Here is a 13,411-nt window from a genome sequence, read left to right on the forward strand (position 1 = left end):
GGGTTGGGAGTGGGGAGTTGAAACTACTGGCGAGAACGGACCGCAGGCGCAGCGTGATGCCTGAAAACATCTCGCCAACACCGCAACTCAATTCGCATGGATTGCGGGTCAGGCCCGCAATGACAGATTCTGCGGGACCTCGATCAGCCCGTCATGTTGCGCAGCGAGGCCTCGATGGCCGCAGCAGTAGCCACCGGGTTTTCCATCGGGAACAGGTGGCTGCCGTCGAGCATGGTGATGCGGCCTTTGACGATTTTTTCGGTCAGGGCCATGCCCACCTGTTTCATCTCGGTTGACTGCCGTCCGCCAATGAAGGCGACCGGGCATTTCAGCGGATGGCGCTTGAGGAGGCCGTCGAGGTTGTGCGGCAGGGTGTTGTAAATCGCGGTTTCCACATTGCGGTCAAAGCTCAGCAGGCGCTGGTTGCCATCTTCACCTTGAGCGTCATGCGTGCCGTGTTCGATGTAGTCGCGCAGCACCTGCTCGTCCCAGCGCGCAAAAGCCTTTTTGCTGCGGAAATGCGCAAGCACTTCGTCCACCCCCAACCACTGGTGCTTGCGCTTGCGGCTGACGGCACCGGGAGAAATGGAGCCTACCAGCCGTGCGCGTTTGGCCACGCTGAGTGCGGCGGCGCGCCAGCCACCCAGAATCGGCGAGTCGACCAGCAACACGCCGCGCACCGGCTGGCCGCCGAGAACGGGGTTGCGCGCGGCGCACATCAGGCTTAAAAAACCGCCCAGCGAATGGCCGACCAGAAAGGCTGCCTGCCCGGTTTTTTCAACCTGCTCGCTGGTGAAGTCGGCCAATTGCTGCACCAGGTGCGGCCAGTTGCTGGTGACCGGGTAGCGTGGGTCGTGGCCAAATTTTTCAATTGCCTTGACCTGAAAACCGCGCTCTTTCAGGCTCTGGAACAGCACGCCGTAAGTGCTTGCGGGAAAGCTGTTGGCGTGGGAGAAAACGATGAGGGGCTTGGTGGAGGCGGGCACGGGACCCTTTCAAATCACATCAAATCAGCTTTTCCTCAGGCGAGGTGATTTTTTTCAGGGGCTGGTTGCGCGTGAGCGGCGTCAGAAGCGGCACCTGTGTTTCGCCGCCGGTCCACATCGGGTCTTCAATGCTGTCAAAGACCTCACGCAGTTTTTTGCCCCAGTTGTTGTGCAGCATGCGGAAGTAGGGGTTCTCGTGGTCGATGCAGACCACTTTGTCGCTTTGCAGCGAGTTGACTTCATAAACCACCATGTCCAGCGGCAGGCCGACGGAGAGATTGGACTTGAGGGTGGAGTCCATCGAGACCAGTGCGCATTTGGCTGCTTCATCGAGCGGCGTTTCAGGCGTGATCACGCGGTCGAGCACCGGCTTGCCGTATTTGGATTCGCCGACCTGGAAGTACGGCGTTTCCGGGGTGGCCTCAATGAAGTTGCCTGCCGAATACACCTGGAACAAGCGCATGCCTTCGCCGTGAATCTGGCCGCCAAAAATCAGCGAGACATTGAACTCGACGCCGGCATGTTTGAGATCGTCCGCATCGCGCTCGTGCACGCGCCGGATGGCCGCACCCAGCACGCGTGCGGCATCGAACATGCTTTTGGCGTTCCATATGGTGATGGGCGGGCCGCCGTCCGGGTCCTTGAGCTGCTCGACCTGCAGGATCTCGCGCACCGACTGGGAGATGGAAAGGTTGCCGGCCGACAGCAGCACCATGAAGCGGTCGCCCGTTTTTTCATAGATGATCATCTTGCGGAAGGTGCTGATCTGGTCCAGCCCCGCGTTGGTCCGGGAGTCGGAGAGAAACACCAGTCCGGCGTTGAGTTTGATGGCGACGCAATAAGTCATGGAAGCGATGGTAGGTCAATCCGCTCTGGAAAGCTTTTTGAGTTGATAAAGGGCGTCGAGGGCTTCGCGAGGGCTCAAAGCGTCGGGGTCAATGCCGTGAAGCGCTTTTTCCACGGCGCTGGGTTCGGCGGCGGGCCGCTCGGGTGGTGGAGCAAACAGGTCCACCTGGGCGCGGCTGGCGGTTTGCTGGGTTTCCAGCGCGTCCAGCGCGTGCCGCGCATGGTTGACGACCGCTGCCGGCACACCGGCGAGTTTGGCCACGGCAATACCGTAGCTCTTGCTGGCCGGGCCGGGCTCGATGTGGTGCAGGAAGACGATATTGGCACCGGACTCGACTGCGCTGACATGCACGTTGACCGCTGCATGGTGGCGTGCGGGAAATTCGGTGAGTTCGAAATAATGCGTGGCAAACAGCGTGAAGGCCTGGGTTTTGTTGTGCAGGTGCGCGGCAATGCCGCCAGCCAGGGCCAAGCCGTCGAACGTGGACGTGCCGCGGCCGATCTCGTCCATCAGCACCAGCGAGTGCGGCGAGGCGGCGTGCAGGATCTGCGCGGCCTCGGTCATTTCCAGCATGAAGGTTGACTGCGCGTTGGCCACGTCGTCGGCCGCACCGATGCGGGTGTGAATGGCGTCGATGGGGCCGAGCCGGCAAGCACTGGCCGGCACATACGAGCCCACGCTGGCCAGCAGCACGATGATGGCCACCTGGCGCATGTAGGTGGATTTACCGCCCATGTTCGGGCCGGTGATGATCTGCATGCGGCTCTTGCCGCCCAGGCCGCAGTCATTGGCGATAAAGGAGCCGCCGGTGGTTTCGGCCAGCCGCGCCTCGACCACCGGGTGCCGGCCCTGGGTGATCTCAATGCACGGTTCTTTCACAAACAGCGGGGCTGCCCAGTTGAGCGTGAGCGAACGTTCGGCCAGCGCGCACAGCGCATCGAGCGAGGCCACTGCGCGCGCCAGGCGGGTGAGGGCGGGAACAAACTGCTGCAGTTCGTCGAGCAGTTGTTCGTACAGCCATTTCTCGCGCGCCAGCGCACGTTCCTGCGCCGACAGGGCCTTGTCTTCAAACGTCTTGAGTTCGGGCGTGATGTAGCGCTCGGCGTTCTTCAGGGTCTGGCGGCGCCGGTAGTCGTCGGGCACCTTGTCCAGCTGGCCCTGTGTGACTTCAATGTAAAAACCGTGCACCTTGTTGAACTGCACCCGCAGGTTGGCAATGCCGGTGCGGGCTTTTTCGCGGCCTTCCAGGTCGAGCAGGAAGTCGTCGCAATTGGTCTGAATGGCGCGCAGCTCGTCGAGGTCGGCGTCGCAGCCGTGGTTGATCACGCCGCCGTCGCGGATCAGCGCTGCGGGTTCGTCGAGCACATAACGGCCCAGCAGCGTTTCGCAGGCCGCAGGAGGGCTTAAATCCTCAAAAATAGTAGTCAAAAGTGCCGGTAGCCCTTTGTTTTCGGGTGCAAGTAGCTCTGTTTTTTGTAGCGTATAGCGCAGTGCCACCAGCTCGCGCGGGCGCACCTGGCGCAGCGCGATGCGCGCGGTGATGCGTTCAACGTCGCTGCAGCCCTTGAGTCCGGTGCGCAGTGTCTGCTGCAGGCCGCCGCGCAGCGCCGTGATGGCGTCGAGCCGCGCCTGCGCCTGGGCGCGGTCGCGGCGGGGGCTCAGCAGCCAGCTTTTCAGGGCGCGGCTGCCCATGCCGGTGGTGCAGCTGTCGAGCAGCGAAAACAGGGTGGGAGAGTCTTCGCCGCGCAGGGTCTGCGTCAGTTCAAGGTTGCGCCGCGTGGTCTGGGGCAGCTCGATCAGCTCGCCCGATCGCACCACCTGCAGGCTGTGAACATGGGACAGCGCGCGACCCTGCGTGTGTTCGGCATAACCGAGCAGCGCAGACGCCGCCGCATGCGCTTCGGGCAGCGCCTCTGCATTCCACGATGCCAGCGAGGCTACCTGCAGTTGCGCCAGCAGCCGGCGCGCACCGAGCGCTGAGTCAAATTGCCATGCAGGGCGGGCACTCACGGCGCAGCGCTGGGTTTTCAGGCGCTGCTCGAAAGCGGGTGTGACATCGACGTTATAGAGCAGCTCGCTGGGCGCTATGCGGGCAATCCAGGCTTCGAGCTCGTCAGGCGTGCAATGCGCCAGATGGATCTCGCCCTGGGTGACGCTGAGCCAGGCAAGACCGCAGGTGTTGCGCAAGCCCTGGTGCACGGCCAGCAGGATGGACTCGGTCTTGTCGTTGAGCAGCTCGGTGTCGGTCAGCGTGCCGGGGGTGACCACCCGCACGACTTTGCGCTCCACCGGGCCCTTGGCGGTGGCGACGTCGCCAACCTGTTCGCAGATGGCGACCGATTCCCCCAGCTTGATCAGCTTGGCGAGGTAGCCTTCCAGTGAATGAAAGGGCACGCCGGCCATGACCACCGGCTCGCCGGCCGACTGGCCGCGGCGCGTCAGCGTGATATCGAGCAGGCGTGCGGCTTTTTCGGCATCGGCATAAAACAATTCGTAAAAATCGCCCATGCGGTAGAGCAGCAGGGTGTCGGGATAGTCCGCTTTGAGGCCCAGATACTGCTGCATCATGGGCGTGTGTTTTCCATTGCCCGCAGCGGCTGGATCGGCGATATCTGGAGGAAGTGCAGGGTGGTTCAAAGGGATCAGGCGATGGCAGTGGGTGACTGAGTACAAGGGCGAACTACAGGGGCGAACTCAGGGCTGTGGCAGGCGAGCCTGCGATGGCCGGGAAAATAATAGCATCTGCCGAACAGTCCCAGACAGTTCAAGAGGGGGCGTTTGGCGCAAAGTGAACGCTACCGAACAATTCGCCGTCAAGGCCGGGTGACAAGGTTGGTTGTAAATCACACAAACCGGGACATTTCACTACAAAAGCGTCGTTTCCCGACGGTAAACTCCTTGGGTAGGGGCGCCAGTCGCGCTTCACGACATTCCCGCGGCCAGCCAGCAGGTTAGCGGCGAGCTCGAAACTCCCAAAAAAGGACGCCTCATGACCGAGCTGGAATCACCGACCATCCCTTCGGCCGCAACGGTGGGCGAATGCGATGTTCTCGTGATTGGCGGCGGCCCAGCGGGAGCCACTGTGGGTGCCTTGCTGGCGCAGCGGGGTCACAAGGTGGTGGTGCTTGAAAAAGAGCACCATCCGCGCTTTCATATCGGCGAATCCCTGCTGCCTGCCAATCTGGCATTGCTTGAACGACTCGGCGTGGCAGAGGCCGTTCGGGCCATCGGAATCGAAAAATGGGGTGCTGAATTTGTTTCGCCCTGGCACGAGGCCAAAAGCCAGACTTTCATGTTTGGCGACGCTTGGGACAAATCCATGCCTTTTTCCTACCAGGTGCGGCGCTCCGAGTTCGACGAAATCCTGATCCGCAACGCTGCAAAGATGGGCGCCGAAGTGATTGAAGGCTGCCGCGTGCGGGAAGTCGCTTTTGCTCCCGACCACAGCGGTGCCACGGTGCATGCTGAATACGAAAGTGGCAGTGCCTGCCAGTGGCGTGCCCGTTTTGTCGTGGATGCCTCCGGCAGGGACACTCTGCTGGGCAAAAAGTTTGACATCAAGCGGCGCAATCCCAAACACAACAGCTCGGCCTTGTATGCACACTTCACCGGTGCGACGCGGCACTCGGGCCAGGACGAAGGCAACATCACCATTTTCTGGTTTGACCACGGCTGGTTCTGGTTCATCCCGCTAGCCGACGGTGCCACCAGCATAGGCGCGGTGGTCTGGCCGCATTACCTCAAGAGCCGCAGCAAGCCGGTGAAGGAGTTTTTTCTCGACACGATTGCCCTGTGTCCGGCGCTCAGCGAGCGGCTGGCCCATGCGACGCTGTCGTCCGAGGTCGAGGCCACCGGCAATTTTTCCTATGCGTGCGACCGCACGCATGGCCCCAACTACGTCATGATCGGTGATGCCTTTGCATTCATTGACCCGGTGTTCTCGTCCGGTGTGATGCTGGCCATGCAGGGCGGTTTTGTCGCAGCCGACACTGTCGACACCTGCTTGCGGGAGCCTGCCAGGGCATCGGCGGCGCTGGCGTATTTTGACCGGCAGGTGCGCAAGGGGCCGAAAGAGTTCTCGTGGTTCATCTACCGCGTCACCAATCCCACCATGCGCGACCTCTTCATGGGCCCGCGTAACATCTGGCGGGTGAAAGAAGCGCTTCTGTCCATGCTTGCCGGCGACATTTTCGGCAAGACACCGATCTGGGGTTCCCTGGCTCTGCTCAAGGGTATTTTCTATATTTCGTCGGCCCTGAACTTCAAGCGGTCATGGCAGGCTGCGCGCATGCGCAAGGCCAACATCCGGGTAGTGGACGATGCGGTTTCCGCCGCACGCTGACCGGGCAAAGCAAAGACCGTATGGCCCACAAGTCGAATACTCTCCTGACCGAACCGCTGCCGATGCCTGCACGCCGCCAGGCTCTCCACGAAACAATCCGCCTGCATCTTGGCTACCTGCTGCTGGGCCTGATGTCCCTGACGGTGACCTTACTGGCTTTCCCGATACGCGCCTTACTTCCGCGGGTGATGAGCAAACGGATAGGCCGCCGGCTCGTGACTCTCATGACCCGGCGTTACCTGCGTTTCCTGGTGCTGATGGGGGCTTGCCGGTTCGATCTCTCGGAACTGGATGCGTTGCGGGATGCGCCACCCATGATCATCGCGCCCAACCATCCGTGTCTGCTGGATGCCCTCATGATCCTGTCACGTTTGCCTGGTGCGGCCTGCATCATGAAGGCGGAGTTGGTGAACAGTGTTTTTTATGGGGCGGGCGCGCGGCTTGCCGGCTACATCCGAAACACCCCGCTGCGTACCATGGTGCAGCTGGCGGTGGATGACCTGCAGCAGGGAGGCCACCTGTTGCTGTTTCCAGAAGGAACGCGCACCACGCGTTTTCCTGTGGGGCCTTTGCAAGGCACCACTGGCTTGATTGCAAAAAAAGCCGGTGTATCGGTCCAGACTGTTTTCATCGAAACCAGTTCCGGCTTTCTGGGCAAGGGCTGGCCCTTGCTGCAAGCCCCTAAAATGCCCATCACTTACCGGGTTCGCCTCGGCAAGCGTTTTGATCCGCCGCAGCATACGGCGCATTTTGTCAGCGAGCTCGAAAAGTATTTCCAGACCGAGCTGGCGCATGCGCAGTTGCCCGGTTTTCCCGTTTCACCGCCGCCCTGATCCCCAGGGTCTGGCCCCATTTTTTGCCAGGTTCCAGCGATGACTGCTTCCGTTCCGAGCGTGCACCAGACCCATCTGGTCCTGATACCCAGCTACAACCCCGGCCCCAAGGTCTATGACACTGTCCGCTCCGCACGTGCGCAATGGACACCGGTCTGGGTGGTGGTGGATGGCAGCACCGACGACAGCGCCGCCGGCCTGCAGGCCATGGCGGCCCAGGACGAAGGCCTTCGCGTGATTGTGCTGCCGCAGAACGTCGGCAAGGGTTCCGCGGTGTTGCACGGCATCGACCTGGCTGCGGCGCAGGGCTTCACCCATGTGTTGACCATGGACTCCGACGGCCAGCATCCGGCGCACCTGATTCCGCAATTCATGGCTGCATCAAGCGCGCAGCCTGGCACCATGGTGTTGGGCATGCCGGTGTTTGCCGCCGACGCACCGCGCATCCGCGTGAACGGACGCAAGGTGTCCAACGTCTGGGCCAACCTGGAAACCCTGTGGGCCGGCATTGGGGATTCGCTGTTCGGTTTTCGCGTTTATCCGATAGCGCCGCTGCAGCGCGTCATGCACGGCAACCGCTGGATGCGGCGCTTCGACTTTGACCCCGAAGCGGTGGTGCGCATGTGCTGGCTTGGTGTCAAGCCAATCAACCTTCCGGCGACAGTCAAATATTTCCGGCCCGACGAAGGCGGTGTGTCGCACTTCAATTACCTGCGCGACAACGTGCTGCTGACCTGGATGCACTCACGCCTGTTCTTCGGCTTTGTGTTGCGCCTACCGCTGCTGCTGGCGCGGCGGCTTGGCGGGAAGTAATAGGGCATTCTCGCCCGCAACGGTGCTGTTGACGGGTCAAATAAGGCCGTGTTTCCTGGCCCGGTAGGCCAATTTCGGCCGGGTCGTCTTGAGCTGCCGTGCGGCGGCGGACAGATTGCCATGGCATGCGGAAATTGCCCGTTGCAGCATGTCGCGCTCGGACTGCTCCAGCGAATGCTCCGTTACCTTCATGTTTGGTGTCAGTGCTGCCGAGGTGGCGGCAGGTGCCGAAAAATTCAAGGTACCTGAGCTTCCCTGCATACGCAGGGTCATGATGTCAGCGTTCAGGGCCTCGCCACCTGTGAACAGGTGATGGACATCGATCAATCCGTCGACATCGGCGGCAATCACGGCGCGCTCGACCAGGTTCTGCAGTTCGCGGATGTTGCCTGGAAAGTCATAGTTCAGCAGCGCCCGCACCGCTGCGTGGGTGAAGCCCCCGGCATTGCAACCATGCTTGCGCCGGTAGTGGTTCAGGAAGTGGGTCATCAGCAAGGGTATGTCGTCGCGCCGCTCGCGCAGCGGCGGAAGGTGGATGGGAAACACGTTGAGGCGGAAGAACAGGTCCTCGCGGAACCTGCCCTCCCGGACGGCCTGGCGCAGGGCTTCGTTGGTGGCCGCCACCACCCGCACATCCACCGAAATCCCGCGCGTGCCGCCTACGCGTTCGATCTCACCTTCCTGAAGGGCGCGCAGCAGCTTGCCCTGGGCAACAAAGCTCAGCGCACCGATCTCATCGAGAAAAAGCGTACCGCCGCTGGCTCGTTCGAAGCGGCCTGGCCGCGAGTGGCTGGCTCCTGTGTACGCGCCGCGCTCCACCCCAAAGAGCTCGGACTCGACCAGGGTTTCCGGGATGGCGGCACAGTTCACGGCGATAAAGGGCTGGTCCTTGCGCGGGCTGATCTTGTGCAGCATGCTGGCAAATTTTTCCTTGCCAACGCCTGACTCGCCCGTGAACAGCACGGTGGCGGAGGTGCGGGCCACGCGGCTTAACTGATGGCATGCGGCATTGAATGCGGACGACGCCCCCACCATCGCATCTCCTGCTGGCGCGTCGACCGCGGGAAGTTCGGCGGCGCGGGGGAGCGGGCGCGCGTAGGCCGCCGTATCGACAAACTCCCTGGCGTTCAGGTAACGCATGTCTTCTTCGATGTCATCCCACTTGTCTGCCGACTTCCCGACCACGCGGCAGTGCGCCTCGCCCATGGAACGGCACATGGTTTCACGAAAGACGATAAGCCGGCCAAACAGTGTGCTGACGTATCCGGTGGCATAGCCCACCTGCATCCAGCAGGCCGGTGAGCCGCCGATTCCGTAGGCCGCAATGTGTTCGTCGTCTTCGCTGGAGTTGTGCCAGAGGAACTCACCTTCGTAGCCACTGGTGTCCGGGTCGTAGGTGACGCTGACCAGCTCCACTTTCACTACGCCCTCCAGCGCGTGCAGCCGTGTACCCGCCATGGCCGCCGCCGGCGGGTCGGCATCGGGCCAATGCTTGCGTACCAACTGGGCGTCGCGGGCGCCGCTGACGTAGCCGGCGCGGGTAAAGAGGCCTCTGGCTTTCTCGATGCCCAGGCTGTCGATCATTTCACGCCGCATGGAGCCCAGCGCTTCGGTGTGCAGCAAGACCATGCGCTGATCCTGCAGCCAGATGCGTCCGTCCCCCGGTGAGAAAAAGAGGCATTCGCTGATGTCCGCAATCGTCGGGTGCGTGTCGCCGCCGATGTGCGTGCTGGCAAAACCGCCCAGGGCTTTGGTCACCGATGCACTGTCGAAACTGCCCAGGGCAGCACCGGTGGCGCGGGCCACATCGGCGAGGGAGATGCGATCAGATGCGCGCATGGCTTTGCTCCTTAATTTGATCAATTGCGAAAAATTGATTCAACTTTATAACCATTTGATCAAAAAATAATGAGTGATTTCCATGTGCTGCATTGCAGCAATTACACCTAGGGTATCTTCTGATTCTTCGACTGAAAAAGAGCGTGATGCAGCGCATCAACCGCGTCCTTGCAAGTCTGGTTGGTACATGCATTGCGATAGAGATGCACGACACGCCAATGTGGCGAGCTGATCAAACAACCGGAAGGAACAAGCAAATGGGTGCATCGGATGCGATGGTTTTTTTGAATTTTTCTATGCTGGAACACGCGTCTCTGGGCGGCGGAGAACGCAAAGTGATCGAGCCCGCAACCGGGCAGGTGATGTGCACGGTGGGAATTGCCAATGCGGCCGACGTGGCCACGGCCACGCAGGCAGCGGCGAACGCGCAGAAAGCCTGGGTCGCTGTGCCCCCGCGTGAAAAGGCCGACGTATTCCGCCGCGCAGGCGCCTTGTTTCAGCAGCACTTCGACGAACTTGCGCTATACGCCACACGTGAAACCGGTGGCATTCTTCCCAAAGGGCAGCATGAAATCCGTGAGGCCATCACGATTTGCCATCTGGCAGCAGCCATGCCGCTGCAGTCCCAGGGGCATGTCCTGCCGAGTGTGCCGGGGCGCATCAGCATTGCCCGCCGCATGCCGCACGGCGTTGTGGGCGTTATTTCGCCGTTCAATTTCCCGTTGATCCTGACGCTTCGCGCGGTGGCACCGGCGTTGGCCGCCGGCAATGCCGTGGTGATCAAACCCGACACCCGCACACCGGTGACTGGTGGCCTGATGATTGCGCGCATTTTTGCGGAAGCGGGTTTGCCCAAGGATTTGTTGCAGGTTTTGCCCGGCGACGCCGAAGCCGGTGAAGCCCTGGTTACCGACCCGCTGGTGCCGATGATCGCCTTCACCGGGTCACCCGCAGTGGGCCGGCGTATCGGTGAGCTTGCGGGCAAGCATTTGAAGAAGGTGTCGCTGGAGCTGGGCGGCGCCAATTCACTGATCATTCTGGAAGATGCCGACCTCGACGTTGCGGCCAGCAATGCTGCCTGGGGCGCCTACCTGCACCAGGGCCAGATCTGCATGGCAGCCAATCGCATCATCGTGCACGAAAGCATCACAGCGCAGCTGCTGCAGCGCCTTGTTGCGAAAGCTACGCATTTACCGGTTGGCGACGGGGCCACGGGTCAGGTCGCTCTCGGGCCCTTGATCGATGCACGCCAGCGCGACCGCGTGCATGCCATCGTGCAGGACAGCGTCAGGGCCGGCGCCAAGCTGGAGGCCGGCGGAACCTACGACGGCCTGTTCTACAAGCCGACGGTGTTGTCGGGTGTCAAACCCGGTATGCGTGTGTTTGACGAAGAGACTTTCGGACCGGTGGCCAACATCATCACTTTCGCCACTGATGAAGAAGCGGTTGAGCTGGCCAACAACAACACCGGCAGCCTGGCTTCCGCCGTTATTTCCAAATCTGTGGGCCGTGCCATGGCATTGGGACAGCAGCTGAAGTCCGGCATGGTCCACATCAACGACCAGACGGTCAATGACGATTGTGTCAATCCGTTCGGCGGCCCCGGCATTGCGGGCAACGGCACCAGCGTGGGAGGCACGTCCGATTGGGAGGAATACACCCAATGGCAATGGATGACCGTCAAGGACACCGCGCCCATGTTCCCGTTCTAAACCGCGCTTTCGACTTATTACTTCAAGGAGACTCCATGAACTCACATGTCGCAATTTTCGCCTCGCTTCCTGAGGGGGCTGTATGAGCTTGCAGGGAAAGACCGTTGTGGTTACCGGCACGTCGTCCGGGATCGGTGCCGAGGTGGCCCGGCTCGCGCGCTTCCAGGGTGCCAAAGTCATCGGCATGGACCGCAATGATCCAAGCCTGACCCTGGACGGTTTCATCAAGGCCGATCTTGGCACGCCTGCCGCCATTGACGCCGCTGTGGCTCAACTGCCGGAACGCATCGACGCCCTTTGCAATATCGCCGGCGTACCCGGCACGGCGGACGGTGAGCTGGTGGCGCGGGTGAACTACCTGGGCCTGAGGCATCTGACAGAAAAGGTGCTGGCACGCATGCCGCACGGCGGCAGCATCGTCAACGTGGCTTCCATTCTGGGAGCCGAATGGCCGCAGCGGCTCACCGAGCACAAGGCACTGGCGGCAGCCAAGGGCTTTGAGGCCGGCGCGGCGTGGTTGAAGAGCCACCCGGTTCCGCAGGCAACCTGCTACCAGTATTTCAAGGAAGCCTTGATTGTCTGGAATGCCACCCAATCGCAGGAGTGGTTTCTGGGCAAAGGGGTGCGCATGAACTGTGTGGCACCCGGCCCGGTGTTCACGCCGATTCTGGGTGACTTCGTGGCCATGCTGGGCCAGGAGCGGGTCCAGGCCGATGCCCATCGGATGCTGCGACCCGGCTTCGCTGACGAAATCGCTCCCGTGATTGCCTGGCTGTGCAGCGACGCGGCGCGCTGGGTCAGCGGCGCCAACATTCCCGTCGATGGCGGCCTGGCCTCGACTTACCTCTGAAACCTTTCCAAAAAATAAACACGATCAACGGAGACATCATGAAATACATCCTGGGAAAAGCTGCCGTGGCGGGGCTGCTCGCGCTGGCGGGCACGGCACACGCCGACATCAATATTGGCGTGAGTCTGTCACTGACGGGGCCACTGGCCTCGTTGGGGCTGCCGGTCAAAGCCTCGCTGGACCTTTGGCCCGACCGCATTGCGGGGGAGAAGATCAAGCTGGTTGTGCTCGACGATGCGTCAGACTCAACAGCTGCGGCAAAAAATGCGCGCCGATTCGTGATCGAGAACAAGGCTGATTTGCTGCTGGGTTCCTCGGGCGTGCCGGGGGTGTTCGCCATGGCCCCAGTGGCCTCCAAGGCGAAAACGGTGCAACTGGCCTTGGCGCCAGCGCCTCGTCCCGGTGGCAAGGACGACTGGACTTTCCCTTTGCCGCAACCTGTGTCGCTGATGTCCGATGCGGTGGCCAAGCGCATGGTGGCTGACAAGATCAAGAAGGTGGCTTTCCTGGGGTGGAACGAAGGCTATGGCGAAATGTGGCTGCAGGCTTTCACAGCCTCGGCCAGGAAGGCCGGACTGGAGATCGTTGCCACCGAACGCTTCGCGCCGCAAGACACTGCCATTACCGCGCAAGCTTTGAAGGCCATCGCGGCCAAGCCTGATGCGGTGCTGATCGTGGGTGCCGGTTCAGCTGCCGCGATGCCGCAGATCAACATGCGCGACCGTGGCTGGAGTGGCCCCATTTACCAAACCCACGGAGCCGCCTCACCTGACCTGGTGCGTGTGGGCGGCAAGGCCATGAACGGGGCGATCCTGCCGGCGGGGCCCGTGTTGGTGGCTGAGCAGCTTGCCGCCAACAACCCGATCAAGCCGGTGGCGCTTGACTATGTGAATGCCTTCGAAAAGACCCACGGCGCGAATTCGCGCACGCAATTCGGAGCCCATGCCCACGACGCGCTGAAAGTGCTTCAACGTATCGTGCCGCTGGCTCTGAAGAAGGCCAAGCCGGGCACGCCGGAATTCCGCCAGGCGCTGCGCGATGCGCTGGAGAGCGAAAAGGAAATCGTCATCTCGCATGGTGTTCTCAACTTCACACCGGCAGACCATATCGGCTTTGACGAGCGTGCTGCCGTGATGCTGAAGATCGACGGCGGGCAGTTCGTGCTGCAGCGCTGAAGAAAAAAACACTG

General features: G+C 61.7%; 10 protein-coding genes. 6 read left to right on the top strand and 4 right to left on the bottom strand.

The features are described from left to right. Window positions 1-143 precede the first annotated feature (143 nt). Genes B0B52_RS00495 through mutS form a run of 3 tightly spaced genes read right to left on the bottom strand, consistent with a single transcriptional unit; the run spans window position 144 to window position 4,401 of the window. Entirely contained in the window at window positions 144-986 is an 843-nt protein-coding gene (locus B0B52_RS00495; RefSeq protein ID WP_077591650.1) for an alpha/beta hydrolase, read from the bottom strand. Between the two features lie 19 nt (window positions 987-1,005). Then, on the bottom strand, window positions 1,006-1,833 hold the full coding sequence (locus B0B52_RS00500; protein ID WP_077591651.1) for a proteasome-type protease: 828 nt from the start codon (window positions 1,831-1,833) through the stop codon (window positions 1,006-1,008). Between the two features lie 15 nt (window positions 1,834-1,848). After that, entirely contained in the window at window positions 1,849-4,401 is a 2,553-nt protein-coding gene (gene mutS, locus B0B52_RS00505; protein ID WP_077591652.1) for a DNA mismatch repair protein MutS, read from the bottom strand. A gap of 421 nt (window positions 4,402-4,822) precedes the next feature. Between mutS and B0B52_RS00510 the strand changes: the two genes are divergently transcribed. From B0B52_RS00510 to B0B52_RS00520, 3 genes are read left to right on the top strand one after another with little or no spacing between them, the layout of a single operon-like run. Further along, window positions 4,823-6,175: an NAD(P)/FAD-dependent oxidoreductase gene (locus B0B52_RS00510; protein WP_077591653.1), complete on the top strand. Its 1,353-nt coding sequence runs from the start codon at window positions 4,823-4,825 to the stop codon at window positions 6,173-6,175. Between the two features lie 20 nt (window positions 6,176-6,195). Further along, window positions 6,196-7,008: a lysophospholipid acyltransferase family protein gene (locus B0B52_RS00515; RefSeq protein WP_077591654.1), complete on the top strand. Its 813-nt coding sequence runs from the start codon at window positions 6,196-6,198 to the stop codon at window positions 7,006-7,008. 39 nt (window positions 7,009-7,047) lie between these two features. Further along, complete coding sequence (locus B0B52_RS00520; RefSeq protein WP_077591655.1) at window positions 7,048-7,821, top strand: glycosyltransferase family 2 protein; 774 nt, start codon at window positions 7,048-7,050, stop codon at window positions 7,819-7,821. A gap of 36 nt (window positions 7,822-7,857) precedes the next feature. Here B0B52_RS00520 and B0B52_RS00525 read toward each other — a convergent pair whose 3' ends face one another. Further along, a complete protein-coding gene (locus B0B52_RS00525) occupies window positions 7,858-9,660 on the bottom strand; it encodes a sigma-54-dependent Fis family transcriptional regulator (protein ID WP_077591656.1) in 1,803 nt (600 codons plus the stop codon). 296 nt (window positions 9,661-9,956) lie between these two features. Here B0B52_RS00525 and B0B52_RS00530 point away from each other — a divergent pair, with 296 nt between their 5' ends. The 3 genes from B0B52_RS00530 to B0B52_RS00540 all read left to right on the top strand — a co-directional run bounded on the left by B0B52_RS00530 (window position 9,957) and on the right by B0B52_RS00540 (window position 13,397). Continuing rightward, window positions 9,957-11,372, top strand: coding sequence for a benzaldehyde dehydrogenase (locus B0B52_RS00530; protein WP_371327348.1), 1,416 nt, complete (start codon window positions 9,957-9,959; stop codon window positions 11,370-11,372). 82 nt (window positions 11,373-11,454) lie between these two features. Further along, a complete protein-coding gene (locus tag B0B52_RS00535) occupies window positions 11,455-12,222 on the top strand; it encodes a coniferyl-alcohol dehydrogenase (protein WP_077591658.1) in 768 nt (255 codons plus the stop codon). 38 nt (window positions 12,223-12,260) lie between these two features. Beyond that, window positions 12,261-13,397 carry an ABC transporter substrate-binding protein gene (locus B0B52_RS00540; protein ID WP_077591659.1) on the top strand — a complete coding sequence of 379 codons (1,137 nt, stop codon included), beginning with the start codon at window positions 12,261-12,263 and terminating at the stop codon, window positions 13,395-13,397. The last annotated feature ends 14 nt before the right edge of the window (window positions 13,398-13,411 follow it).

Source organism: Polaromonas sp. A23, assembly GCF_002001015.1.
Classification (GTDB): Bacteria; Pseudomonadota; Gammaproteobacteria; order Burkholderiales; family Burkholderiaceae_C; genus Polaromonas.

What these genes read in the sequence shown, in the direction of transcription:
- B0B52_RS00530 (WP_371327348.1), top strand. Translation starts at nt 9,957, where the DNA reads ATGCTGGAACACGCGTCTCTGGGCGGCGGAGAACGCAAAGTGATCGAG.
- B0B52_RS00500 (WP_077591651.1), bottom strand. Translation starts at nt 1,833, where the DNA reads ATGACTTATTGCGTCGCCATCAAACTCAACGCCGGACTGGTGTTTCTC.
- B0B52_RS00520 (WP_077591655.1), top strand. Translation starts at nt 7,048, where the DNA reads ATGACTGCTTCCGTTCCGAGCGTGCACCAGACCCATCTGGTCCTGATA.
- B0B52_RS00515 (WP_077591654.1), top strand. Translation starts at nt 6,196, where the DNA reads ATGGCCCACAAGTCGAATACTCTCCTGACCGAACCGCTGCCGATGCCT.
- B0B52_RS00510 (WP_077591653.1), top strand. Translation starts at nt 4,823, where the DNA reads ATGACCGAGCTGGAATCACCGACCATCCCTTCGGCCGCAACGGTGGGC.
- B0B52_RS00540 (WP_077591659.1), top strand. Translation starts at nt 12,261, where the DNA reads ATGAAATACATCCTGGGAAAAGCTGCCGTGGCGGGGCTGCTCGCGCTG.
- B0B52_RS00525 (WP_077591656.1), bottom strand. Translation starts at nt 9,660, where the DNA reads ATGCGCGCATCTGATCGCATCTCCCTCGCCGATGTGGCCCGCGCCACC.
- mutS (WP_077591652.1), bottom strand. Translation starts at nt 4,401, where the DNA reads ATGATGCAGCAGTATCTGGGCCTCAAAGCGGACTATCCCGACACCCTG.
- B0B52_RS00535 (WP_077591658.1), top strand. Translation starts at nt 11,455, where the DNA reads ATGAGCTTGCAGGGAAAGACCGTTGTGGTTACCGGCACGTCGTCCGGG.